General features: G+C 61.5%; 24 protein-coding genes. 10 read left to right on the top strand and 14 right to left on the bottom strand.

Going from position 1 to position 24,209, the window contains the following annotated elements:
• The first annotated feature begins 1 nt into the window (after position 1).
• From ACF8R4_RS13830 to ACF8R4_RS13810, 5 genes are all read left to right on the top strand, one after another.
• Entirely contained in the window at positions 2–418 is a 417-nt protein-coding gene (locus ACF8R4_RS13830; protein ID WP_104834243.1) for a hypothetical protein, read from the top strand.
• Positions 419–862: 444 nt separating this feature from the next.
• Positions 863–1,651 (top strand): PhzF family phenazine biosynthesis protein, encoded by a 789-nt coding sequence (locus ACF8R4_RS13825; protein ID WP_060499618.1) that lies wholly within the window; start codon positions 863–865, stop codon positions 1,649–1,651.
• 54 nt (positions 1,652–1,705) lie between these two features.
• Entirely contained in the window at positions 1,706–2,113 is a 408-nt protein-coding gene (locus tag ACF8R4_RS13820) for a GFA family protein (RefSeq protein ID WP_060499619.1), read from the top strand.
• 112 nt (positions 2,114–2,225) lie between these two features.
• The gene (locus ACF8R4_RS13815; protein ID WP_019099528.1) at positions 2,226–2,564 is read left to right on the top strand and encodes an FKBP-type peptidyl-prolyl cis-trans isomerase; all 339 of its coding nucleotides are present in this window, start codon (positions 2,226–2,228) and stop codon (positions 2,562–2,564) included.
• Positions 2,565–2,798: 234 nt separating this feature from the next.
• The gene (locus ACF8R4_RS13810; protein ID WP_104834244.1) at positions 2,799–3,461 is read left to right on the top strand and encodes a histidine phosphatase family protein; all 663 of its coding nucleotides are present in this window, start codon (positions 2,799–2,801) and stop codon (positions 3,459–3,461) included.
• 95 nt (positions 3,462–3,556) lie between these two features.
• Here the strand turns inward: ACF8R4_RS13810 and ACF8R4_RS13805 are convergent, their stop codons facing one another.
• From ACF8R4_RS13805 to ACF8R4_RS13795, 3 genes are all read right to left on the bottom strand, one after another.
• The gene (locus tag ACF8R4_RS13805; protein WP_060499621.1) at positions 3,557–4,285 is read right to left on the bottom strand and encodes an aspartate/glutamate racemase family protein; all 729 of its coding nucleotides are present in this window, start codon (positions 4,283–4,285) and stop codon (positions 3,557–3,559) included.
• 16 nt (positions 4,286–4,301) lie between these two features.
• The gene (locus tag ACF8R4_RS13800; RefSeq protein ID WP_060499622.1) at positions 4,302–5,834 is read right to left on the bottom strand and encodes an NCS1 family nucleobase:cation symporter-1; all 1,533 of its coding nucleotides are present in this window, start codon (positions 5,832–5,834) and stop codon (positions 4,302–4,304) included.
• Positions 5,835–6,288: 454 nt separating this feature from the next.
• Positions 6,289–6,726 carry an Lrp/AsnC family transcriptional regulator gene (locus ACF8R4_RS13795; protein WP_043197208.1) on the bottom strand — a complete coding sequence of 146 codons (438 nt, stop codon included), beginning with the start codon at positions 6,724–6,726 and terminating at the stop codon, positions 6,289–6,291.
• A gap of 133 nt (positions 6,727–6,859) precedes the next feature.
• Here ACF8R4_RS13795 and ACF8R4_RS13790 point away from each other — a divergent pair, with 133 nt between their 5' ends.
• Entirely contained in the window at positions 6,860–7,756 is an 897-nt protein-coding gene (locus ACF8R4_RS13790) for a DMT family transporter (RefSeq protein WP_060499624.1), read from the top strand.
• 33 nt (positions 7,757–7,789) lie between these two features.
• The gene (locus ACF8R4_RS13785) at positions 7,790–8,716 is read left to right on the top strand and encodes a class I SAM-dependent methyltransferase (protein WP_060499625.1); all 927 of its coding nucleotides are present in this window, start codon (positions 7,790–7,792) and stop codon (positions 8,714–8,716) included.
• 77 nt (positions 8,717–8,793) lie between these two features.
• Here the strand turns inward: ACF8R4_RS13785 and ACF8R4_RS13780 are convergent, their stop codons facing one another.
• The 8 genes from ACF8R4_RS13780 to gcl form a co-directional block, all read right to left on the bottom strand.
• On the bottom strand, positions 8,794–9,792 hold the full coding sequence (locus ACF8R4_RS13780) for a sulfate ABC transporter substrate-binding protein (protein WP_060499626.1): 999 nt from the start codon (positions 9,790–9,792) through the stop codon (positions 8,794–8,796).
• A 92-nt stretch (positions 9,793–9,884) separates the two neighbouring features.
• On the bottom strand, positions 9,885–10,709 hold the full coding sequence (locus ACF8R4_RS13775) for an ion transporter (RefSeq protein ID WP_060499627.1): 825 nt from the start codon (positions 10,707–10,709) through the stop codon (positions 9,885–9,887).
• 45 nt (positions 10,710–10,754) lie between these two features.
• Entirely contained in the window at positions 10,755–11,627 is an 873-nt protein-coding gene (locus ACF8R4_RS13770; protein WP_060499628.1) for an urea transporter, read from the bottom strand.
• A gap of 186 nt (positions 11,628–11,813) precedes the next feature.
• Positions 11,814–13,229, bottom strand: a complete 1,416-nt coding sequence (gene pyk, locus ACF8R4_RS13765; protein ID WP_060499629.1) for a pyruvate kinase — start codon at positions 13,227–13,229, stop codon at positions 11,814–11,816.
• Positions 13,226–14,500 carry a glycerate kinase gene (locus ACF8R4_RS13760; RefSeq protein ID WP_060499630.1) on the bottom strand — a complete coding sequence of 425 codons (1,275 nt, stop codon included), beginning with the start codon at positions 14,498–14,500 and terminating at the stop codon, positions 13,226–13,228. The genes pyk and ACF8R4_RS13760 overlap by 4 nt, the downstream gene beginning before the upstream one ends.
• A gap of 217 nt (positions 14,501–14,717) precedes the next feature.
• Entirely contained in the window at positions 14,718–15,611 is an 894-nt protein-coding gene (locus tag ACF8R4_RS13755) for a 2-hydroxy-3-oxopropionate reductase (RefSeq protein ID WP_105946138.1), read from the bottom strand.
• Positions 15,612–15,763: 152 nt separating this feature from the next.
• A complete protein-coding gene (hyi, locus tag ACF8R4_RS13750) occupies positions 15,764–16,546 on the bottom strand; it encodes a hydroxypyruvate isomerase (RefSeq protein WP_060499632.1) in 783 nt (260 codons plus the stop codon).
• 53 nt (positions 16,547–16,599) lie between these two features.
• Positions 16,600–18,375, bottom strand: a complete 1,776-nt coding sequence (gene gcl, locus ACF8R4_RS13745) for a glyoxylate carboligase (protein ID WP_016711737.1) — start codon at positions 18,373–18,375, stop codon at positions 16,600–16,602.
• Between the two features lie 257 nt (positions 18,376–18,632).
• Here gcl and ACF8R4_RS13740 point away from each other — a divergent pair, with 257 nt between their 5' ends.
• A complete protein-coding gene (locus ACF8R4_RS13740) occupies positions 18,633–19,073 on the top strand; it encodes a heme-binding protein (protein WP_028699366.1) in 441 nt (146 codons plus the stop codon).
• A gap of 123 nt (positions 19,074–19,196) precedes the next feature.
• Here the strand turns inward: ACF8R4_RS13740 and ACF8R4_RS13735 are convergent, their stop codons facing one another.
• Positions 19,197–19,808 carry a TetR/AcrR family transcriptional regulator gene (locus tag ACF8R4_RS13735; protein ID WP_060499633.1) on the bottom strand — a complete coding sequence of 204 codons (612 nt, stop codon included), beginning with the start codon at positions 19,806–19,808 and terminating at the stop codon, positions 19,197–19,199.
• A 132-nt stretch (positions 19,809–19,940) separates the two neighbouring features.
• On the opposite strand from ACF8R4_RS13735, the gene ACF8R4_RS13730 reads away from it, so the two are divergent.
• Entirely contained in the window at positions 19,941–20,849 is a 909-nt protein-coding gene (locus tag ACF8R4_RS13730; protein ID WP_104834247.1) for a DUF808 domain-containing protein, read from the top strand.
• Here the strand turns inward: ACF8R4_RS13730 and ACF8R4_RS13725 are convergent.
• Complete coding sequence (locus ACF8R4_RS13725) at positions 20,839–22,794, bottom strand: LTA synthase family protein (protein WP_104834248.1); 1,956 nt, start codon at positions 22,792–22,794, stop codon at positions 20,839–20,841. The genes ACF8R4_RS13730 and ACF8R4_RS13725 overlap by 11 nt on opposite strands.
• 153 nt (positions 22,795–22,947) lie before the next feature.
• Here ACF8R4_RS13725 and ACF8R4_RS13720 point away from each other — a divergent pair, with 153 nt between their 5' ends.
• Complete coding sequence (locus tag ACF8R4_RS13720; protein ID WP_392492702.1) at positions 22,948–23,262, top strand: hypothetical protein; 315 nt, start codon at positions 22,948–22,950, stop codon at positions 23,260–23,262.
• Positions 23,263–23,340: 78 nt separating this feature from the next.
• Here ACF8R4_RS13720 and ACF8R4_RS13715 read toward each other — a convergent pair whose 3' ends face one another.
• Positions 23,341–24,123, bottom strand: coding sequence for an outer membrane protein OmpK (locus ACF8R4_RS13715; protein WP_104834250.1), 783 nt, complete (start codon positions 24,121–24,123; stop codon positions 23,341–23,343).
• Between the last annotated feature and the right edge of the window lie 86 nt (positions 24,124–24,209).

Raw genomic sequence — 24,209 nt, 5'->3', positions numbered from 1 at the left:
CATGCACAGCACCGTCCGCCTGACCCTGATTACCCTGGCCCTGGGTTTGTCTGCGTGTACGGTGCATCAGCCGTATGAGCAGCCTGAACCCCCGATTGAACGCGTGCCGCCACAGGGGCCGGTGGTCAAGCCGTTGCCGGGCGGGCAGCCATCGTCCCAGCCGAGCAAGCCGGCGGCGATTCCCAAACCGATGCCGCGTACTTCGGCCAGCTTTGCGCCACCGCCTGGTGGGGCGAGCCATTGGAACCCTAAACTGGGTGTATATGTGTTGGAGAAACAGCCCAATACCTTCTACCGGCAGCGTACGTATTACCGGTTTGATAACGGTTGGAGCTGGTCGTTGAGCCCGAATGGTCCGTGGCAAGAAACGGATAGCAGTGGTGTGCCAGGGGGGTTGGGGCGGGCGTTCGCTCAATAGTGGGCTTTTGGGGTTTGTCTTGAGTTTTTTGGGGTGTTCGAGATCGAGCGCCGCCCGCGCCTACGTTCATTTCGGGCCAGCCCGTCCTATGAGATTCGCGCGCGAACGCATTGGCGCATGGCACATTATCGAGTTGTACAAACAAGGCGGTCGCGCGCGTCTGTCACAGGCATAACTGGCCCGAAACAAGCGTAGGAGTGAGCGCAGCTCACGATGCGCCGCGCGCGCGGCGCTCGATCTCCCAGGCGTCATGTAATCTCGTCTTACATCTATCGATACAGTACAGTTTTCCGCGAAATTACCAATTGACTGTACTGTATGGTCACTCCGCATAATCCCCACCTGCAGGCGTTCTTTGCAGGTGAGCCCGTCTTGACCCCGGTTCGCGCGTAAATCTCTATCAGCCATCTGCCTGGCAACACCCGGGCAACAAGGAGTGTGTGCATGCAACTCGAAATCTTCCAGGTCGATGCCTTTTCCGCCGAACCGTTCGGTGGCAACCCGGCCGCCGTGATTCCGCTGCAAAGCTGGCTGCCAGACGATGTGCTGCAGCGCATCGCCGAAGAGAACAACCTGTCGGAAACCGCCTATTTCGTGCGCAATGGTGAAACTTACGACCTGCGCTGGTTCACCCCGACCGTGGAAGTTGACCTGTGCGGCCACGCCACCCTGGCGTCCGCCTATGTGCTGTTCGAGCAACTGGGCGAGCAGGCGCAGGTGCTCCGCTTCAATACCCGCAGCGGCGAGTTGCGCGTCAGCCGTGGCGCTGACGGGTTGCTAGCGATGGATTTCCCGGCCAAGCAGCCGGTTGCGGTGGATATTCCGGCAGGGTTGCTGCAAGCGCTGGGTTTGAACCAGGCACAGGCGTTGTACCAAAGCGACGACTATGTGGTGGTGATCGACGATGCGTTGATCCTCGACACCCTGACGCCGGACTTCGTAGCGTTGAACACGTTCGACGTGCGTGGTATTGCCGTGACGGCAGCAGGGCGTGGTTTTGATTTCGTCACCCGCTGGTTCGGCCCTCGGGTTGGCGTGAATGAAGACCCGGTAACCGGTTCGGCGCACACCTCGCTGGCACCGGTGTGGGCGGAGCGTCTGGGCAAGCGGGTACTAAGCTGTGAGCAGGGCGGGGCGCGCAAAGGGCAGCTGCAGTGCGAAGTGCCGGGCAATGGCCGGGTAATCATCAGCGGGCGGGCGGCGTTGTACCTGCGCGGTACCGTCTACTTCTGAGGCCCGTTCAGGCATCTATACTGGCTGGCTCTTTCCCTGTTCAAGGAGCCAGCCATGGCCCTGGAAAAACAAGGCACTTGCCTGTGTGGTGCCACCACGCTCAAGGTCACTGTAGACAACACCCATGTCAGTGCCTGCCATTGCAGCATGTGCCGCAAATGGACTGGCGGCCCGCTGCTGGTTGTGGAGTGCAGCCGGCCCCCGGTGATCGAAGGGCGTGCACCCTCGGTGTATGAGTCGTCTGACTGGGCTCAGCGCGCGTTTTGCGGCCAGTGCGGCACGCACCTGTATTACCGGCTCAAGGCCAACGACTTCCATGCCGTGCCGGTCGGCCTGCTCGACGGTGACCAGGCGTGGGATTTCAACCTGCAGATTTTCGTGGAAGAAAAACCCGCCTGGTACTGCTTTGCCAACCAGACCAAGGAACTGACTGGCCAAGAGGTGTTCGAGCAGAACAGCTGATTGCTCAGCGCGGCCCGGTTTGAAGCGGCGGCATGAAACACCGCGCACACTTGCAAAACCGGTGCATTCCTGAGAAAAGGGCGGCTTTGTTTTCCCGCGTTGGAGCGTGCCCATGAGCCAAGAACTGCAGATCATCGACCTGGTGGAGGGTGATGGCAAAGCCGCCGTCAAAGGCGCCCTGATCACCACCCAGTACACCGGCTGGCTGGCCGACGGCAGCGAGTTCGATTCGTCCTGGTCACGCGGTAAGCCGTTCCAGTGCGTGATCGGCACCGGCCGGGTGATCAAAGGCTGGGATCAAGGCCTGATGGGCATGCGTGTGGGTGGCAAGCGCAAGCTGCAGGTTCCAGCACACCTGGGCTATGGCGAGCGCAGCGTGGGGGCGATCCCGCCGAATTCGGACCTGACCTTCGAGATCGAATTGCTGGAAGTGCTGACGCGGGATGATTGAACTGCTGCATTGCAACCTCAGGTTCTTGCCGCTTACACAATTGCGCAACACCCATCCCCTAACCTAGGCCTTGCCTAGGGAACGGCATCTACCTCCAGGGAGGAACCAAACGGGTTCAGGGCACTCTGACCCTCACTCGTTGCCAAGGATGGCATTCACTACAAGGGCGCCCAGCAGCCGATGGGGCGATGTGGCGGGTTGATCCGATTTTCTTTGCCACACGAGCCTGCCTTGATGAAGTTGCCAACATTCTTCCGCCGTCGCCGTCACTTGCTGCTGAGCCTGGTGCTTACAGCTGTCGCCGTACCGCTGGCGTTGGAGGCTGTCGAAAGCCGTGCGCAAGCGGTGGATGGCACCCAGACCCTGGTGTTCCTGCGCCATGCCGAGAAGCCGGGCGAGGGGCTGGGCCAGTTGAACTGCCAAGGCCTGAACCGTGCGCTGGACCTGGCCACTGTGCTGCCCGAGCGCTTTGGCAAGGCCGATTACGTGTTCGCTGCCAACCCTTCGCGGCATGTCGAGGAAGGCAGCAAGGACGAAAGCTACAGCTACATCCGCCCGTTGATGACCATTACCCCCAGCGCCATCCGTCTGGGCCTGCCGGTGAACATCGACTATGGCGCCAACGACACCGACGAACTGGCTGACGAGCTGCTGAGCGACAAGTACCGCAATGCAACCATCTACACCGCCTGGTCGCATGGTTACCTCCCGGAGTTGATCAATACCGTGGCCGGCAAGGCGCTGGGTGAAGAGCGGGTGATTACCGATGACTGGAACGGCGATGACTTCGATACCCTCTATGTACTGACCCTGACCTGGCACGACGGCAAGGCCAGCCTGCTCAGCCGTAACGTACGCCAGGGCCTGAATGACGGTGCGCACAGCTGCCCGACCTGAGGTTATAGTGCAGCGTTAGCCCGAATGATGAGCTGACCTGTACCGGCCTCTTCGCGGGTTTACCCGCGAAGAGGCCGTTAAAGGCAGCTAAAGACTCAGCGCCCGAACCGCATCGGCCAACCCACCACTTTCTTCGCCCGTGGCGTGGCATAGGTGCGCACCTTGGAGGTACTCAAGCCCATGCGCACCAGCGACTCGGCAATGGTCACCGCCGCGCTCACCCCATCCACCACCGGCACGCCGGTGCGTTGGCGGATCTGCTCGTCCAGCCCGGCCATGCCGCCGCAACCCAGGCAGATCACCTCGGCCTTGTCATCACGCACGGCTCGCTCGGCCTGCTCCACGATGGCTTCCACTGCACGCTGCGGGTCTTCTTCCAGTTCCAGCACGGCCAGCCCGCTTGCCCTTACCGAGGCGCAGCGGTCGTACAGCCCGGAGAGCTTCAAACGGTCCTCGATCAGCGGTACGGTGCGGTCCAGGGTGGTCACCACCGAGTAAGCATGGCCCAGGTACATCGCCGTGCTGGCGGCTGCATCGGTAATGTCCACTACCGGTACGTTCAGCAGCTCCTGCAAGCCTTCACGGCCGTGTTCGCCATAGCCGGCCTGGATCACGGCGTCGTAGGGGCCTTCATAGGCCAGCACCCGGTCCATCACGGCGATGGCAGCCAGGTAGCTCTCGAAATTGCCTTCTACCGACTCGGCGCCAAACCAGGGGGTGAGGCCAATGATCTCGGTGCCGGGGGTGGCGACACTGCGCGCCTGTTCGGCAATGGCCTCGGTGATGGCTTCGGTGGTGTTGACGTTGGCAATCAGAATACGCATGGGTAGGCTTCCTTGATCAATGGCTGCTGTGGTCGACAGCGATGCACTCGCCGCTGACGTCGTGGTAGTGGCGGTTGCGAGGTGCGATCAGCAGGTACAGGGCGGCGGCGATGCCGGCCCCGATCAGCCAGGAGAACGGCGCCACATGCTGGAAGTGGGGTACCAGCGCCAGGACAATGGCCAGCAGTGCGGCCGGCATGAAGGCTGCCACGGCGCGCAGGTTGATGCCCTTGGTGTAGTGGTAGGCACCGGCCGGGTCTTCGCTGTAGAGCTGCGGCACGTTGATGCAGCCTTTGCGCAGCAACCAGTAGTCGGACATGATCACCCCGTACAGCGGGCCGAGCAGGGCGCCCAGGCCCGACAGGAAGTACACGATCACCAATGGGCTGTTGTACAGGTTCCACGGCAGGATCAGCACTGCCACGGTGGCACTGATCAACCCGGCGCGGCGGAAGTTGAGGTGACGCGGCGCCAGGTTGCTGAGCACGAAGGCCGGGGCGACGAAGTTGGCCATGATGTTCACCGCCACGGTGACGATCAGGAAGGCCAGGCAGCCAAGTACCAGGAAGGATGTGCTCGGGATGGCCGCGACGATCTGCGTCGGGCTGTCGATGATCTGGCCGTTGATCTGGAACTGTGCGCCGCTCAGCACCACGGTGATGATGGCAAATACCAGGATGTTCACCGGCAGGCCCCAGAAGTTGCCCACGCGAATCGTCTTGCGGCACGGCGAGGAGCGGGCGAAGTCACAGAAGTTCAGCACCAGGGTGCCGTAAATCGCCAACCACAGCGCACCGCCGGCAAAGATGTTGCGCCACATCTCGTAGCCAGTCAGCGGCTCGGCCACCGACCAGGCGATGCGCGTGTCGGCCTGGAAGTACATGAATACCGCCAGGGCCGAGACGGTCAGCAGGATCACCGGGCCTGCGAAACCCTCGTAGCGGCGCACCATCTCCATGCCGTACGCCAGGATCACCAGCTGCACCAGCCAGATCGACACGAAGCACACCCAGCCCAGGCTTGAAAGGCCGAGGATGCTGTCGTGATCGTAGGCTGCCATGTGCGGCCACACGGCGGTCAGGAGCACGCGCAGCACCACGGAGGCGAGGTAGGTCTGGATGCCGAACCAGGCAATGGCAATGACGGCGCGGATCAGCGCCGGAATCTGCGCGCCGTGTATGCCGAAGGCGATGCGGCTGATGACCGGGAAGGGAACGCCGGTTTTCTGCCCCATGTAGCCGGACAGGTTCATGAAGAAGTACACCAGCGCCGCGCCAATCGCCAGCGACAGCAGGATTTGCCAGCCACCCAGGCCAAGGGCGAACAAGCCCATGGCGAACGAATAATTGGCGATATTGTGCACATCGTTTGTCCACAACGCGAAGATGCTGTATCCACCCCAGCGGCGGCCTTCGATACGGGTAGGTGCAAGGTCGCGGTTATGCAGGCGCGGGCTCAGGGCCAACGCTGGCTGGCTGCCGTCAAGTGTGGAAGCAGGGTGGGTGCTGGCGACGGATAGTTCAGGGGCAAGGTCGAGGCTGCTACTCATTCCGGCGGGCTCCTGATGCACATGGACTGCGATGAGCGGGCATGCGCACGGGCTCGCCATCTCGTCGGTGCAGCTTGGCATCACAGGGTTCTGGGCGCGGCGGCCGGGATTGGACCGGCGTCGCGGGTTCTTGTGTATTTATGTTTTGTTTGGTTTGTATACAAAACACAAAGACACAAAAGCGAGTTCCATGCCAAGGAAAGAGCAAGCGTTAAAGGGCTGTCATTTCGAATCCAGGGCTTCGAAAGATAAGTTCATGAAATTCAGAAATTATAAGTTGACCAAATGAACAGGTTTAAAATTTTAGGCAGATAATTAGTTGATCGAATGGTCAAAATTAGTTGCAGGGTAGTGTGTAACGTATTGGGGCGTAACCGGATAAAGTGCACACAAAAATGGCACTTAAGGTGACATTTTTGTGCACAAAAAATAGTCAGGTTTCCTGTGGTACCTCTCAATCCATTGGCGGCAACCGCCGCTTCACCGGGCTCTTCTTGATGATTGCGGTGTTGGTCTCGGCCAGCACATTGATGCGATCGAGCAGGGTATCCAGTTGCTCCATCGAGCGCACATGCAGCCGGGCAATGAAGCAGTCTTCGCCAGTAACCTTGTCGCACTCGGTGAACTCAGGTATCGCAATGATCTGCCGCTCCACCTCCTGCAGCTGCCCCGGCAGCGGGCGGATGCGCACGATGGCCTGCAACTGGTAGCCAAACGCGCGCGGGTCGACCTCCACGGTGTAGCCGCGCAGCACGCCGCGCTCCTCCAGCCGGCGCAGGCGCTCGCTGACGCTGGGTGCGGACAGCCCGCTCACCTGCGCCAGGGCCTTCAGCGAGCGGCGCGAGTCCTCCATCAGGGCATTGATCAGGAGTTGGTCGATAGCGTCAGTCATGGTCACCTCAATAGGTAATTTGCGTTATTTGCCTTGATAGTAAAGGCGCGTATGACAATCTGCCTTCGTTATCCGCTGGATGGCACCCCGGTATCCTTTGCATACTGTTGCCATCGTCAACGGGAGGTGTGAGATGGACAGTTCATTGCGCCGTGGCTCGCTGGAAATGGTTGCTGCCATGCTGATTTCCGGGACCATCGGCTGGTTCGTGCTGGTGTCCGGCCAGCCCGTGCTTGAGGTGGTGTTCTGGCGCTGCGTGTTCGGCGCCGTGACCTTGCTGGTGATCTGCGCCGTTTTTGGCTTTCTGCGGCCGGGAGTGATCAGCCGCACGGCGTTCTTGCTGGCGATTGCCAGTGGGGTGGCGATTGTCGGCAACTGGTTACTGTTGTTTGCCTCGTACTCACGGGCGTCGATTGCCATTGGCACGGCGGTGTACAACGTGCAGCCGTTTCTGCTGGTGGGGCTGGCGGCGCTGTTCCTGGGCGAGAAGATTACCTTGGCCAAGGTGACCTGGCTGAGCGTCGCCTTCCTCGGCATGTTGGCCATCGTCAGTGCCCATGGCACGGGGCAGGGTGGCGGTGAGGATTATCTGCTGGGAATTGCCCTGGCGCTGGGGGCGGCGTTCTTGTACGCAATCGCTGCACTGATCATCAAGCGCCTGAGTGGCACGCCGCCTCACCTGATTGCATTGATCCAGGTGACCACCGGTGTGCTGATGCTGGCACCCTGGGTCAGGCCTGGCGGGTTGCCCGGAGAAATGCCGGCGTTGGCCAGCTTGTTGGCACTGGGCATGGTGCACACCGGCCTCATGTATGTGCTGCTTTACAGTGCCATCCAGCGTCTGCCCACGGCGCTGACCGGGGCGCTGTCGTTCATCTACCCCATCGCGGCGATTCTGGTGGACTGGGTGGCATTCGGGCATCGGCTGGCGCCGCTGCAGTGGCTGGGCGTGGGGTTGATCCTGGTGGCGGCGGCGGGGATGCAGCAGGGCTGGTGGTTCCGTTCTGCACAAGTGGCGGTCAAGGGGTAGAATGGCGGCCTTTTCATTTGTTTGCGACCCACCATGACTTCGCCGATCCACACCCTTGAGCAACACCTGCTCGCCGCGTTCGACCCTGCCCCGCAGGAAACCCGCCGACTGTTCCACGGTCGTGGCCGCTGCTGGGTGGGCCTGGAGCAAGTGACGGTCGACTGGTTGCAGGGTGTGCTGTCGGTCGGCTTGTTCCGCGAGCCACCCGAAGGCCAGCTGGCTGAACTGGAAGCCATGTTGCGTGCCTTTGCCGAACGCCCGCAGTGGTCCGGCCAGGCGATCCTCATTCAGCACCGCTACCTGCCCGACAGCCCGGGCCAGTGGCTGCTGGGCGAGCCGTGCCAGCAGCGTGAGGTGGTCGAGGATGGCCTGACCTACCTGCTGGATCTGGGCGTGCGGCAGAACAATGGCCTGTTCCTCGACATGCGCTACGGCCGGCGCTGGGTGCGCGAGCAGGCAGCCGGCAAGCGTGTGTTGAACCTGTTCGCCTACACCTGCGGCTTTTCGGTGGCGGCGATTGCCGGTGGCGCCGAGCAGGTGGTGAACCTGGACATGGCCAAGTCGGCGTTGTCCCGTGGCCGTGATAACCACCGCCTGAATGGCCACGATGCATCGCGGGTGGCCTACCTGGGGCATGAGCTGTTCAAATCGTGGGGCAAGGTGCGCAAGTACGGGCCTTATGATCTGATCATCATCGACCCGCCCACCTTCCAGCGCGGCAGTTTTGTGCTTACCCAGGATTACGCGAAGATCCTGCGGCGGTTGCCGGAGTTGCTGAATGTGGGTGGCACAGTGCTGGCGTGCGTGAACGACCCGGGGATCGGGCCGGAATTTCTGATCGAGGGGATGGCGGAGCAGGCGCCTTCGCTGGCGTTTGTCGAGCGGTTGGAGAACCCGCCGGAGTTTCCCGATGTGGACCCGGCCGGGGGGCTGAAGGCTTTGGTCTTCCGCCAGGTTTGATGTTGCTCTTGCCGGCCTCTTCGCGGCTAAAGCCGCTCCCACAGGGATCGCGATGAGGCCGGTAAGGCTTACCTCAATTATTGACCGCTATAAATCTGGTCAAACACGCCGCCATCATTGAAGTGGGTCTTCTGCACGGTGCGCCAGTCACCAAAGGTTTTCTCCACCGACAGGAAGTCCACTTTCGGGAAACGGTCGGTGTACTTGGCCAGTACCGTCGCATCCCTTGGGCGCAGGTAGTTGTTGGCGGCGATCTCCTGAGCTTCTGGCGACCACAGGTACTTCAGGTATTCCTCGGCCACGGCCTGGGTACCCTTCTTGGCCACCACCTTGTCCACCACGCTGACAGGTGGCTCGGCCTCGGCCGACACGCTTGGGTAAACCACTTCGAACTGGTCGCGACCGAACTCGCGGGCGATCATTTCGGCTTCGTTCTCGAAGGTGACCAGCACGTCGCCGATCTGGTTGGTCATGAACGTGGTGGTGGCAGCACGGCCACCGGTATCCAGCACCGGCGCTTGCTTAAACAGCTTGCCAACGAAGTCACGGGCCTTGGCCTCGTCACCGCCTTGCTTGAGCACATAGCCCCAGGCGGACAGGTAGGTGTAGCGGCCGTTACCCGAGGTTTTCGGGTTGGGCACGATCACCTGCACACCGTCCTTCAGCAGATCGGGCCAGTCTTTCAGGGCTTTCGGGTTGCCTTTGCGCACGATGAACACGGTGGCCGAGGTGAACGGCGCGCTGTTGTTCGGCAGGCGGGTTACCCAGTTGTCCGGCACCAGCTTGCCGTTGTCGGCCAGGGCGTTGATGTCGGTGGCCATGTTCATGGTGATGACGTCGGCCGGCAGGCCATCGATCACTGCACGCGCCTGCTTGCTGGAGCCGCCGAAGGACATCTGCACGTTGACCTTCTCTTTGTGCTCGGCTTCCCAGTGCTTCTGGAAGGCCGGGTTGTAGTCCTTGTAGAAGTCGCGCATCACGTCGTAGGAAACGTTCAGCAGGGTAGGGGCGGCCTGGGCGAGGTTGCCCAGGGCCAGGCCTGCGGCGAGCAGCGAGGCGGTGAACAGTTTTTTCACGTTGCTTCCTTGTTATGGTTCAGATGTTTGGCGATGTGCCAGCGACTATAGCGTTTGGTTCTTGGGGCTTTAAAGACGAAATGGCTCTTTGCTTATTCGGTTTTCGGGAACAGCACATTCCCACACCGGGAACAGAACGCCGCGCCATGCTCATGGGTCTTCTTGCTGCAAGTCGGGCAATCATGCTGCAGCTGTTCACCACGCATGGCATTGGCCAGCTCGGCGGTAAAGATGCCGGTCGGCACTGCAATAATTGAGTAACCCGTAATCATCACCAGCGACGACAGCACCTGGCCCAGGGGCGTCTTCGGCACGATATCGCCAAACCCCACGGTAGTGAGTGTGACGATAGCCCAGTAGATGCCTTTGGGGATGCTGGTAAAGCCATGCTCCGGTCCTTCAATCACATACATCAAGGTGCCGAACACGGTTACCAGGGTCGAGACCGTGACCAGAAACACGATGATCTTCTGCTTGCTGCCGCGCAGTGCCTCCATCAGGTAATGGGCCTGCTTGAGGTACGGGCTGAGCTTGAGCACGCGGAAGATCCGCAGCATCCGGATCACCCGGATGATCAGCAGGTACTGGGCGTCGCTGTAGTACAGCGCGATGATCCCCGGCACGATCGCCAGCAAGTCGACCAGGCCGTAAAAGCTGAAGGCATAGCGCAGGGGCTTGGGCGAGCAGTACAGGCGGGTGAGGTACTCGGCCAGGAAGATCGCGGTAAAGCCCCATTCGATGGCGGCGAGCAGGCCGGCGTAGCCTTGGTGTATTTCGTCGATGCTGTCGAGGATCACCGTGACCAGGCTGGCGAGGATGATCAGCAGGAGGATTTTGTCGAAGCGTCTTCCAGCCATGGTGTCGGTCTGGAAGACGATAACGAAGAGCCGTTCACGCAGGCTCGCAGGGTTGTTCATTGGCTCGGTCCACAAAAGCGATGGGCTGAGCCTAGGGGTTGCGTTTCAGCTGTGCAAGCGGCTGGCATTGCGCTGTCTGGGCTGGGCCAGATGGTTGCCCGCATGCATCAGCCAGCAGGCGGCGACAAAGGGCGCAGTCAGACCTGCCACAGGCAGCAGCGTGAACACCGGTTGCAGCAGCAGGGCCAAGGCAATTGCCAGCATTGTTACCCACGGTTTCTCACCCTGCCTGCTGAAGGCCAATGCCGCCAGTGCCGCATTGAAACCGTACAGGCCCATCCACGCAGTCTGCGCTTGGTCCGCGAGCAGTGCCACGCCGCCGCCGATGGCCGAACCAATCACTGCCCAGAGCGCTGCATAGGGGTTGGCGATGAGCATGCCGACAATAATCAGCAAGCCGGCCAAGGGCTGATCGAGCAGGAAAATCTGGCCCACACCCCGCGCCAGGGCATAGAGCGGATCGGCCTCGACGAAGCCGCTTGGCGAGGGGCTGGCGAACAGCAGCACGGCCCAGCCCAGCAACACGAACGGCGCGGTATAGGCGATCAGCAATTTGCCGCCGCGCTTGCGCCACTGGTGGGTGATGATGCTGGATAAACCGCCGGCGGCGAGGATCAGTGGCGGCAGCATGACCGACCACGGCAGCACGGCGCTGATCAGCAGGCCAATCAGCACACCGTTGTAGCAGTACAGCCCGGCCTGGCGGTCGGCGCGGTCGTAACCACGGGCCTGGGCGGTGATCAGGCCGGCCAGGGCGCCGAGCAGGGCACCACCGACCAGGTCGGGGGCGGTCAGCAGGATGGCCAGCAGGCAGCACAGGCCGCACAGGGGGTTGCGCAGCAGCAGCACCTGGCTGAAGCCGTTGAGTAACGCCGTGGCCCAGTCGGGGCACGGGTTGACGAAATTTTTGGTGTACATGGGGCAGTCAGTGAGGTTGAAGGAACGCGGTGGGCCTCTTTGGGCCTCGGGTTTTCCGCCGTTGTGTGCAACACCTCTAACCCTGTGGGAGCGGGCTTGCCCGCGAATGCGTCAGTTCAGACAACAGGGTTGTCCCTGCTGGCCTCTTCGCGGGCAAGCCCGCTCCTACAGGAGAGGTGTGATTGCTTAGATCAAGGTCTCGATCCGCAGCGTGTTAGTCGACCCCGGCTTGCCAAAAGGCACACCGGCCGTGATCAGCAGCGTATCGCCACGGCTGGCCATGCCTTGCGCCTGGGCAATCTCCAGCGCAGTCGACACCACCTCGTCCACCTGGCGCAGGCGGTCGTTGACCACCGAATGCACGCCCCACGCCACGCTTAGACGGCGAGCGGTGTTCAGGTTTGGCGTCAGGTTGAGGATCGGTGCCCGTGGCCGCTCGCGCGCAGCACGCAGGGTGGAGGCGCCCGATTCGCTGTAGTTGACCAGCACCGCCACCGGCAGGATGCCGCTGATACGGCGGATGGCGCAGCTGATGGCGTCCGACACCGTGGCTTCGGCTTTCGGCCGGCCAACGTCGAGCTGGGCCTGGTAGTCCGGGCCGTTTTCCACCTGGCGGATGATCTTGCTCATCATCTGCACAGCTTCCAGCGGGTAGTCGCCCGAGGCGGTCTCGGCCGACAGCATCACCGCATCGGCACCTTCGGCCACGGCGTTGGCCACGTCGGTGACTTCGGCGCGGGTCGGTGCCGGCGAGAAGCGCATGGATTCGAGCATCTGCGTGGCCACCACCACTGGTTTGCCCAGCTGGCGGCAGGTGCCGATGATGCGTTTCTGGATCTGCGGCACGCTTTCGGCGGGTACTTCCACACCCAGGTCACCACGGGCCACCATGATGGCGTCTGCCAGTTCGGCGATGGCTTGCAGCTGTTCGACGGCCGATGGCTTTTCGATCTTGGCCATCAGGTAGGCGCGGTCGCCAATCAGCTGGCGGGCTTCGACGATGTCTTCCGGGCGCTGCACGAACGACAGGGCCACCCAGTCCACGCCCAGTTCCAGGCCAAAGGCCAGGTCGTGGCGGTCTTTTTCGGTAAGCGGGGAGAGGTCGAGTACTGCTTGCGGCACGTTCACGCCCTTGCGGTCAGACAGCTCACCGCCGTTCAGCACGGTCGTGTCGATGGCATCGGCGTGCTTGGCGGTCACCCGCAGGCGCAGGCGGCCGTCGTCTACCAGCAGGTCCATGCCCGGCTCCAGCGCGGCGATGATTTCCGGATGGGGCAGGTTGACCCGCTCGCTGTTGCCTGGCGTCGTGTCCAGGTCCAGGCGCAATGACTGACCACGCTGCAGTTGCACCTTGCCTTCGGCCAGGCGGCCAACACGCAGCTTGGGCCCTTGCAGGTCCATGAGGATGCCCAGCGGGTAGTTGAGTTGCTGCTCGACTTCGCGGATCCACTGGTAGCGCAAGGCGTGGTCAGCGTGTTCGCCGTGGCTGAAGTTGAGGCGGAAGATGTTTACCCCGGCCTCGACCAGCTGGCGGATGTCGTCTTTGCCTTTGATCGCAGGGCCGAGGGTGGCGAGGATCTTTACTTTTTTATCAGGCGTCATGATTGGGCAGTCTCAAGGATCAGGATGGCGCGGAAATCGTTGACGTTGGTGCGGGTTGGTTCGGTGACGATCAGCGCATCCAGCGCGGCGAAATAGCCGTAGCCGTTGTTGTTGTCCAGCTCGTCGCTGGCCGACAGGCCCAGGGCCTCGGCGCGGGCGTAGCTGCCTGGGGTCATGAAGGCACCGGCGTTTTCTTCCGAGCCGTCGATGCCGTCGGTGTCACCGGCCAGGGCGTACACACCCGGCAGGCCTTTCAGGCTTTCGGTAAGGCTGAGGAGGAACTCGGCGTTGCGCCCGCCACGGCCGTTGCCGCGCACTGTCACGGTGGTTTCGCCGCCAGACAGGATCACGCAGGGGGCTTTCAGCGGCTGGCCGTGCAGCACGATCTGCCGGGCGATACCGGCATGCACCTTGGCCACTTCGCGCGATTCGCCTTCCAGGTCACCGAGGATCAGCGGGCTGAAACCGGCCTGTCGGGCTTTCACGGCGGCGGCTTCAAGCGACTGCTGGGGCTTGGCGATCAGCTGGAAGTGGCTGCGGGCCAGGGCCGGGTCGTCGGCTTTGACGGTTTCCGAGGCTGGGTTGTTCAGCCAGTCGATGACCGCTTGCGGCGCTTCGATGCTGTAGCGCTTGAGGATGGCCAGGGCATCGGCCGAGGTGCTCGGGTCGGCCACGGTGGGGCCGGAGGCGATGACCGTTGCCAGGTCGCCCGGTACATCGGAAATTGCATAGGTGTAAACGGTGGCAGGCCAGCAGGCCTTGGCCAGGCGGCCGCCTTTGATCGCCGAGAGGTGCTTGCGCACGCAGTTCATCTCGCCGATGGTAGCGCCGGATTTGAGCAGTGCCTTGTTGATCTGCTGCTTGTCGGCCAGGGTCAGGCCCTCGGCCGGCAGCGCCAGCAGGGCGGAACCACCGCCAGACAGCAGGAAGATGACGCGGTCGTCTTCGTTGAGGTTGCTGACCAGGTCCAGCACGCGCTTGGCCACGGCCAGGCCGGCGGCGTCGGGGACCGGGTGGGCGGCTTCGACCACTTCGATTTTTTGGCAATTGGCGCCGTGGCCGTAGCGGGTGACGACCAGGCCAGAGACTTCGCCCTGCCAGCTTTTCTCGACCACTTCGGCCATGGCGGCTGCGGCCTTGCCGGCGCCGATGACAATCACCCGGCCGCTACGGTCGGCGGGCAGGTAGGGTTCGAGGACTTGACGGGGGTGGGCGGCAGCGATGGCTGTGTCGAACAGCTCGCGGAGAATTTTTTGCGGATCGACCGACATGGCAGGCTCCCAATTATTGTTGTTCTGCAGAATCAAAAACGCCCCTGGAACTGCCTCCGTGCAGGCCGAACCAGGGGCGGGTGTTGCTCGGTGTCACTGGCTGACCTGTGGTCGCAGGTCAGTCAGCGTGTGCTTCAATCGCGAGCTTTGCTCGCTCCTACGGGCCTTACGCTGATCTCGTAGGAGCGAGCGCAGCTCGCGATGAGGCCGGTAGGTTTTATTTCTCGTCGCGGATCGAGAAGTTGGCCATGTGCTCCAGGCCTTTGATCAGTGCCGAGTGGTCCCAGTTGCCGCCGCCCAGGGCCTGGCAGGTGTTGAATACTTGCTGGGCATTGGAGGTGTTGGGCAGGTTGATGCCCAGTTCCTTGGCACCTTGCAGGGCCAGGTTCAGGTCTTTCTGGTGCAGGTTGATGCGGAAGCCCGGGTCGAAGGTGCCTTTGATCATGCGCTCGGCATGCACTTCAAGGATTTTCGACGAAGCGAAGCCGCCCATCAGGGCTTCACGTACCTTGGCCGGGTCGGCGCCGTTCTTGGCAGCGAACAGCAGGGCTTCGGCAACAGCCTGGATGTTCAGGGCAACGATGATCTGGTTGGCCACCTTGGCAGTCTGGCCGTCGCCGTTGCCACCTACGCGGGTGATGTTCTTGCCCATGGCTTCGAACAGCGGCAGAGCACGCTCGAAGGCTTTCGGGCAGCCACCGACCATGATGCTCAGGGTCGCGGCTTTGGCACCGACTTCACCGCCGGATACCGGAGCGTCCAGGTAGGCGGCGCCGGTAGCCTTGATTTTTTCGGCGAAGGCTTTGGTGGCGGTAGGGGAGATCGAGCTCATGTCGATCACCACCTTGTTCGGGCCCACACCTTCGGCCACGCCGTTTTCACCGAACAGGACGCTTTCGACCTGCGGGGTGTCCGGGACCATGACGATGATGAATTCGGCTTCCTGGGCCACTTCCTTCGGGTTGGCCAAGGCCACTGCACCGGCGGCGATCAGCTCGGCTGGCGCGGCGTCGTGATGGGTGGAAACGAACAGGCTGTGACCTGCTTTCTGCAGGTTCTGGGCCATGGGCTTGCCCATGATGCCGGTGCCGATGAAACCGATTTTAGCCATGACAATGTGCCTCTTTGTATTTGTGATATCTCAAGCAAGCCTTGGCCCCCTGTGGGAGCGGGCTTGCCCGCGAAGCAGACAACTCGGTGGATGGCACCGGCTTCGCCGGTGTTCGCGGGCGAGCCCGCTCCCACAGGGTTCCAAGTTGTTTTTTAGATTGCGTTGTGCGTTTTCAGCCAGCCCAGGCCCGCTTCGGTGGTGGTCTTGGGCTTGTATTCCGCGCCCACCCAGCCCTGGTAGCCAATGCGGTCCAGGTGCTCGAACAGGAAGCGATAGTTGATCTCGCCGGTACCTGGCTCATGACGGCCGGGGTTGTCGGCCAGCTGGACGTGGTTGATCAGTGGCAGGTTGGTTTCCAGGGTGCGCGCCAGGTCACCTTCCATGATCTGCATGTGATAGATGTCGTACTGCAGGAACAGGTTGTCGCTGCCCACCTCGGCCTGGATTTCCAGCGCCTGTTGAGTGGTGTTCAGGTAGAAACCCGGGATGTCGCGGGTGTTGATCATTTCCATGACCAGGCGAATACCGGCGGCTTTGAGCTTGTCGGCGGCGTAGCGCAGGTTTTCCACGAAGGTCTTGCGCACGGTGGCGCAGTCCGGGCCTTGCGGGCGGATGCCGGCCAGGGCGTTGACCTGGGTGTTGCCCAGCACCTTGGCGTACTCGATGGCCTTGTCGACACCGGCACGGAATTCTTCAATGCGGTCGGGGTGACAGGTGATGCCACGCTCACCTTTGGCCCAGTCACCAGCAGGCAGGTTGAACAGCACCTGGGTCAGGCCGTTGGCCTCCAGCTGCTGCTTGATTTCGGCAGCACTGAAGTCGTACGGGAACAGGTATTCGACACCGCTGAAACCAGCGTCGGCGGCAGCCTTGAAGCGGGCCAGGAAGTCCTGTTCGGTGAACAGCATGGACAGGTTGGCAGCGAAGCGAGGCATGGGTTGTCTCCTTGCGTTGAAGGCCCCCAGGTAGGCCTGGGGGCGTCAGGCGATCAGTCCAGCAGCGAGATGGCGGTTGGCGCGTCGTTGCCGACCAGGGCCAGGTCTTCGAACTCGTTGACCGCGTTGATCTCGGTGCCCATGGAAATGTTGGTTACACGCTCGAGAATCACTTCGACCACCACCGGCACGCGGAACTCTTCGGCCATTTTCTGTGCCTTGATCAGGGCAGGGGCGATTTCTGCCGGCTCGAACACACGGATGGCCTTGCAGCCCAGGCCTTCGACCACGGCGACGTGGTCGACACCGTAGGTGGCAGCGTCGGTGGAATTGATGTTCTCGAACGCCAGTTGTACACAGTAATCCATGTCGAAGCCACGCTGCGCCTGACGGATCAGGCCCAGGTAGGCGTTGTTCACCAGTACGTGTACGTACGGCAGGTTGAACTGCGCGCCCACGGCCAGCTCTTCGATCATGAACTGGAAGTCGTAGTCACCCGACAGCGCAACGACTTTGCGTTTCGGGTCGGCCTTGACCACGCCGAGGGCGGCAGGGATGGTCCAGCCCAGCGGGCCGGCCTGGCCGCAGTTGATCCAGTGGCGTGGCTTGTACACATGCAGGAACTGCGCGCCGGCAATCTGCGACAGGCCGATGGTGCTGACGTAGCAGGTGTCCTTGCCGAACACCTGGTTCATTTCTTCGTATACGCGCTGCGGCTTGACCGGCACGTTGTCGAAGTGGGTCTTGCGCTGCAGGCTGGCTTTGCGCTGCTGGCAGTCTTCCAGCCAGGCCTTGCGGCACTTCAGCTTGCCGGCGGCTTTCCACTCGCGGGCCACTTCCAGGAACACGTCCAGCGCCTTGCCAGCGTCGGAAACGATACCCAGGTCCGGGGTGAACACGCGGCCAATCTGGGTGGGTTCGATGTCGACGTGCACGAATTTGCGGCCTTCGGTGTAAACGTCGACCGAGCCGGTGTGACGGTTGGCCCAGCGGTTACCGATACCGAACACCAGGTCGGATTTGAGCAGGGTGGCGTTGCCGTAGCGGTGCGAAGTCTGCAGGCCGACCATGCCGACCATTTGTGCGTGGTCGTCCGGGATGGTGCCCCAGCCCATCAAAGTCGGGATGACCGGCACGCCGGTCAGCTCGGCGAACTCGACCAGCTTGTCGCTGGCGTCGGCGTTGATGATGCCGCCACCGGCCACCAGCAGTGGACGCTCGGCGTCATTGAGCAGGGCCAGGGCTTTTTCGGCCTGAACGCGGGTGGCGGACGGCTTGTTGATGGCCAGCGGCTCGTAGGCGTCGATGTCGAATTCGATTTCGGCCATCTGCACGTCGAACGGCAGGTCGATCAGTACCGGGCCTGGGCGACCGGTGCGCATTTCATAGAAGGCCTTCTGGAAGGCGTAAGGCACCTGGCCTGGCTCCAGAACGGTGGTCGCCCACTTGGTCACCGGCTTGACGATGTTGGTGATGTCGACCGCCTGGAAGTCTTCCTTGTGCAGGCGGGCACGCGGGGCCTGGCCGGTGATGCAGAGAATCGGGATGGAGTCGGCCGAGGCGCTGTACAGGCCGGTGACCATGTCGGTGCCGGCCGGGCCGGAAGTGCCGATGCACACGCCGATGTTGCCCGGGTTGGCACGGGTGTAGCCCTCGGCCATGTGCGAGGCACCTTCGACGTGACGAGCGAGGACGTGATCGATGCCACCGACTTTCTTCAGGGCCGAGTACAACGGGTTGATGGCAGCCCCCGGGATGCCGAACGCGGTATCTACACCTTCACGGCGCATGACCAGAACGGCTGCATCGATTGCTCTCATTTTGCTCATGGTTTGTGCCTCATCGATTTTGTAATTGTATACAACTTGCGTTGCGACAGAGTGTATTCACGGCTGACGCCTCAGGTCAATGGGTTTTCATCGGCTAAGCTGGCTTTCGCCAGAGCGCCAGTGAAAACGGCGATTTGCACCATCGCATACGATCGTTTCAAAATATTGTATACAAAAATACATCTCGTTGTGTTCTATTTGCTCTATCGGTTTTCAACTGCCCTCAGGGCTTCTCACAACAAGAAGAGGACCTTTTCATGAACGCTTTGAACCTGAACGTTGCTGTCAGCCTGGTGAATGCCGCACTGGCGGCGGGCCGCAAGATCAACGCCGCGCCGTTGACCGTAGCGGTGCTGGATGCCGGCGGGCACTTGCTGGCGCTGCAGCGCGAGGATGGCGCCAGCCTGATCCGGCCTGAGGTGGCCACGGGCAAGGCTTGGGGTGCGATTGCGCTGGGCAAGGGGTCGCGTTTGCTGGCGCTGGATGCACAGCAGCGGCCAGCGTTTTTTGCGGCGCTGAACGGGATGGGCGAACGGCCGGTGGTGCCGGCGCCGGGTGGGGTGCTGATTCGTGATCAGGCGGGCAAGGTGCTGGGTGCTGTCGGGATCAGCGGGGATACATCGGACATTGACGAGCAGTGTGCGATCAGTGCGATCGAGGAAGTGGGGTTGCGGGCGGATGCCGGGGTAGCTGCCTAAATCTCTATTGGCTGTACGGGCCTATTCGCGGGCAAGCCCGCTCCCACAGGTTCTCCACAATCTTCAGGCATGTGGTGATCTTGTGGGAGCGGGCTTGCCCGCGAAAGAGGCCAGCGCCGAGGCTCAGGCCACCTCAGGCTCACAGCCCTTGAGCACCATGCGAATGATGGTCTCCGCCGCCGCGTCATAATCACTGTCGGCCAGCTTGGCCTTACCCGTCACCGCAGAAATCTGCCAGTCGAAATCTGCATAGGTCTGTGTCGCCGCCCAGATGCTGAACATCAGGTGGTGCGCGTCCACATGGGCAATCTGCCCACGGTCGATCCAGCGCTGGATGCACTCGATGTTGTGCCGGGCCTGCTCGTTCAACTGCTCAACCTGGTTCGGCGACAGGTGCGGGGCGCCGTGCATGATCTCGCTGGCGAACACCTTGGAGGCGTGCGGCAGGTCACGCGAAATGCGGATCTTCGAACGAATGTATGAACTTAGCACTTCCTTCGGATCGCCGTCGGCATTGAACGGCGTCGACGCCTGCATGATTGGCGCGATGATGCTTTCCAGGACCTCGCGGTAGAGGTTGTCCTTGGACTTGAAGTAGTAATACACGTTTGGCTTGGGCAGGCCGGCCTTGGCCGCGATATCGCTGGTCTTGGTGGCGGCGAAGCCCTTGTCGGCGAATTCCTCGCTGGCCGCGCGCAGGATCAGTTCCTTGTTGCGCTCGCGAATGGTGCTCATGGTCAGGGATCTTCCTCGTGTCTGGCCACCTCTAAGAGGGATCGGGCATGGTAGCACCGGGCTCGACGGGGGCTCAAGGCAGCGGCTTTGGGCTAGAATCGATGGCACCTACACATCTGGATACAGGCAAACATGGCAGGAAGCAGTCTACTGGTACTGATCGACGACATCGCCACGGTGCTTGATGACGTCTCGGTGATGACCAAAGTGGCAGCGAAAAAGACCGCAGGCGTGCTGGGCGACGACTTGGCGCTGAATGCCCAGCAGGTCACCGGTGTGCGTGCCGAACGCGAAATCCCGGTGGTGTGGGCGGTGGCCAAAGGGTCGATGGTGAACAAGGCCATCCTGGTGCCGGCGGCGCTGTTGATCAGCGCGTTCATCCCTTGGGCGGTGACGCCGTTGCTGATGGTGGGCGGTGCCTACCTGTGCTTCGAGGGTTTCGAGAAGCTGGCACACAAGTTCTTGCACAGCAAAGAAGAGCATGAGGCTGAGCACGAAGCCCGTAAGGAGGCGGTGGCCGATGCCAATGTCGACCTGGTGGCGTTCGAGAAAACCAAGATCAAGGGCGCGGTGCGCACCGACTTCATTCTCTCGGCGGAGATCATCGCCATCACCCTGGGCACCGTGGCCGATGCGCCGCTTACCCAGCAGATCATCGTGCTGTCGGGCATTGCCATTGTCATGACCATCGGCGTTTACGGGTTGGTGGCGGGTATCGTCAAGCTGGATGACCTGGGGTTGTGGATGACCCGGAAGGCTTCGCGTCTGGCTCAGGTGTTGGGTAACGGCATCCTGCAGACAGCGCCGTACATGATGAAGAGCCTGTCGGTGATCGGTACGGCGGCGATGTTTCTGGTGGGTGGCGGCATTCTGGTGCATGGCATCGCGCCCTTGCATCATGCCATTGAGGCGTTCAGCGAAGGGCGCGGTGGGGCGCTGACCGGTGCGCTGCTCAACGGCGTGGCCGGGGTGGTGGCCGGTGCCGTGGTACTCGCGGTGGTCAGCGCGGTCTCTAAGGTTTGGCGTGCGGTCAGGGGCTGACCGCCACGCCTTTGTCCTCATCGCTGGCTGCCGGTTGCCAGGCGAGTAGGCCTTTGCTGAAATCGTTGGCCGCACTCTGGTAGTAGGCGATGGCCCGGCGTACCAATGGGTTGTCGGTGTTTGCGGTCATTTCTCGGCTGTTACCCAATGCATCCTGATGCACACGCATGCCGCCGCGCGGGCTGAGGATCGCCAGGTCCTTACCGTCGAACAGGCCCAGGTGCTGATAGTTTCCGATCAGTACCCGCGGCGGCAGGGCGTCTTCGCGCAGCAGGTCGCGGCCGAAGAAGGTCGAGGTGTAGCTGAGATTCAGCAGGCCGAGCAAGGTCGGTGCAAGGTCGATCTGGCTGGCCAGTTGGGCGTCCTCGCGCGGGGCGATCAGCTTGGGGGCGTAGATCCACAGCGGGATCTGGTAATTGTTCACCGGCAGGTCCTCCATGCCGGCGCTACCGGCGGTGTGGTCGGCCACGAAGACGAACAGGGTGTTGTCGAACCATGGCTTGCCCTTGGCTTCGCGCAGGAACTGCGCGATGGCATGGTCGGTGTACTTCACCGCACCTTCACGGCCTTCACCCGAAGGGATGTCGATACGGCCGTCCGGGTAGGTGTAAGGGCGGTGGTTGGAGGTGGTCATCAGTTGCAGCAAGAACGGCTGCTGCTTGGCATGGTCGGCATCGGCCAGTTTCAGGGCCTGCTTGTACAGGTCTTCGTCGGCCATGCCCCAGGCATTCTTGAAGCTGATTTCGCTTTCATCCACGCTGCTTTGGTCGACGATACGGTAACCGTTGCCGCTGAAGAAGGCGTTCATGTTGTCGAAGTAGCCACGCCCGCCATAGACAAACACGGGGTCATAGCCGACAGCAGCCAGTTGCTGGCCCAGGCTGCCGTAACCGCTTTCGCGGCCGATGCGTTTGACGATGGAGCGGCCCGGTGTTGGCGGGATCGACAGGGTGATGGCCTCCAAGCCACGGTCGGTGCGGGTACCGGTGGCGTAAAAGTTGTTGAAGTACAGGCTTTCGCGGCGCAGGGCGTCCAGGTTGGGCGTGAGGTTGCGCGGGTCGCCGTTGCTGCCCATGTACTTGGCGCTGAAGCTTTCGATGGTGACCAGGATGATGTTGGGCTTGCGTGGCTCGCCGCTGGCGCTGATATGGCGGCGGATGTCCTCGGGCTCGCTGGCCTGGAACCGTGCGTTGGGTTCGGCCAGCTCCTGGTGCATCTGCGCACCGGCTTCGCTGGCATCGAGGGTGGCGTAGAACTGGCTGTAGTCCAGTTCGTTGTTACGGAACGCGGCAAAGAACTGGTACGGGCCGTTGCTGGCCAGTTCGCGTTGGTAGGCGTTGCCCCCCTGGCCGCGGGGGAACTGTTGGTCTACCAGTAGCACACTTAGGCCGCCCAGTAGCGCCAGCACGGCAATGCCGCCAAGGCGCTGGCCTAAGGTCAGGCCGGGCGCTGCGAGCGCTTGCGTCAAGGGCCTGCGCAGGACCAGGGCAAGTAGCACGGCGATGACGGCGATGCTGCCTAGCAAGGTGGGTAGCGGGTACGACTCGCGGATGTTGTCCAGCACTTCCTTGGAGTACACCAAGTAGTCGACCGCGATGAAGTTGAAGCGCACCCCGAATTCGTCCCAGAACAGCCATTCTGCCACCGCGACGAACAGCATCACGAACAGGCTGACGACCAGTACTCCGCTCATCAGCCGGCGATGCCAACGAGTGCGCCACAAGGCTGCCGGGCACAAGGCCAGGTACAGCCCCAGCGGCAGGGCGGCGTAGGTGAGGAAGCTCAGGTCGTACAAGGCACCACTGAAGAACATTGAGACGTAGTCGCCATGTACTTCATCCAGATGAGTGGCCAGCAATACCAGTCGGGTCAGCAAGAAGATACCGAACCACAGTGAGCAAACTAACAGAAGATACCGCCACGGGGCGGCGAGGGGCGTGCGCATTAAGTAGGCCTGCTTTCTTTTTTGAATGCGAGAATCCAAGCATGCTAAAGGGCAAAGTGCAAAAATTTTGTCAAAAATTTTCGATGTTTGAGTGGAAGGCCTGGCCTTATAGTCAGTACTTTGCTTTTTCCTGCAGCTCGGGAGGGGGAAACCATGTTTGGTAAAGTATTGATTTACGATGTGTACCACCTGGCGCTTTATCTGGGCGCGGTCATGGCCTGGGGGGCGTTGGGCCTGTGGCTGTTATTGCGTGGGGCGGGCGTCGAGGCTTTGTACAAGGGCTGTGCGATGTTCGGTCTGGCATTGATAATCAGCAGCATCATGCTCGTGCTGGACATCTTTCGAGTGATTGAACACTGGCAGGTAGAAGCGGGGCTTTTGCTGTTTGGCGTGTTATTGCCTTGCCTGGTTGCTCTGACTTTCAAGGCAACTTCAAATGGAAGTAGGATTGATCTGAATAAGCTGTAGGAAATTACTTACATACAGCTCAGGGCATTGCACGTGACAGCGCGTTGTTAATGCAACGTGCTGTCACGTTTCAGCGCATCAGAAGTGCACTTTCACCAGGAAACTCATGGTGTTCTGGTCAGTGGTGAACGCATCGCTGTCCTTGATGCCGTACTTGTTCTTCCAGTAGTCATACTCCACACCCACGTACAACTGCTTCTCACCCAAGTGCAATGCCTTGCCCAGGTCATACTTGATCTGCGGGTTGAAGTGCAGGTTGGCGTGGTAGGTGCCGCGGCGGTTTTCGTCGTTGTCCACCACCCAGTCCATGAAGCCGTCGATCAGCACGTCGGAATCGCCCACCGGAATGGTGTACGACCACACCGGGGTGATCTGCCACACGTTGTCGCCGGCGCGGCTGCCGTCGGTGGTGCGGTTGTAGAAGTTCAGCTGGAAGTAGTCGAAGCCGGGGATGGCTAGGTCGAAGCCTGGGCCGATCAGGTACGACTCGGTGTCACCCTCGCCAAACTCGTAGGTCATGGCCAGCAGCACGTCCTTGACCGGGCCGAACTCCAGCTTCTGGTCGAAGATCTTGCCGAACGACAGGCGTGGGCTGAACTCACCGTAGTAGGTGTTGGGACCGTTGCTGGCGTCCTTCTTGCCCTGGTAGAAAATCTTGTCGATGAAGAAGAAGTTGTCGCCGTACTTCCACGCGTCAGCGTGCTCGAAGGTGAAGGTTTGCTGGGTTTCCGGGTTGACTTTGAAGTTCTTGCCCCACAGGTAGGTCAGGCTGTTGTTCTGCCATTGCAGCAGGTCGCCGCCGAAGGTGGTGCCACAGGCCAGCAGGCCGCCGGCGAGGATCAGGCTGTTGATGGTACGCATTGCGAGTGTCGCTCCCTTGATTGATCTGTTGTCAGCGCTCGGTATTGGCGCTTTTTTGTTGTCTTGCGAGTCAGCTTTTTTCGATA

The organism is Pseudomonas sp. FYR_2 (assembly GCF_043106425.1).
GTDB lineage: Bacteria > Pseudomonadota > Gammaproteobacteria > Pseudomonadales > Pseudomonadaceae > Aquipseudomonas > Aquipseudomonas monteilii.
Note: the sequence above shows the minus strand (reverse complement) of the source record. Positions and strands in the feature narration are given on the sequence as shown.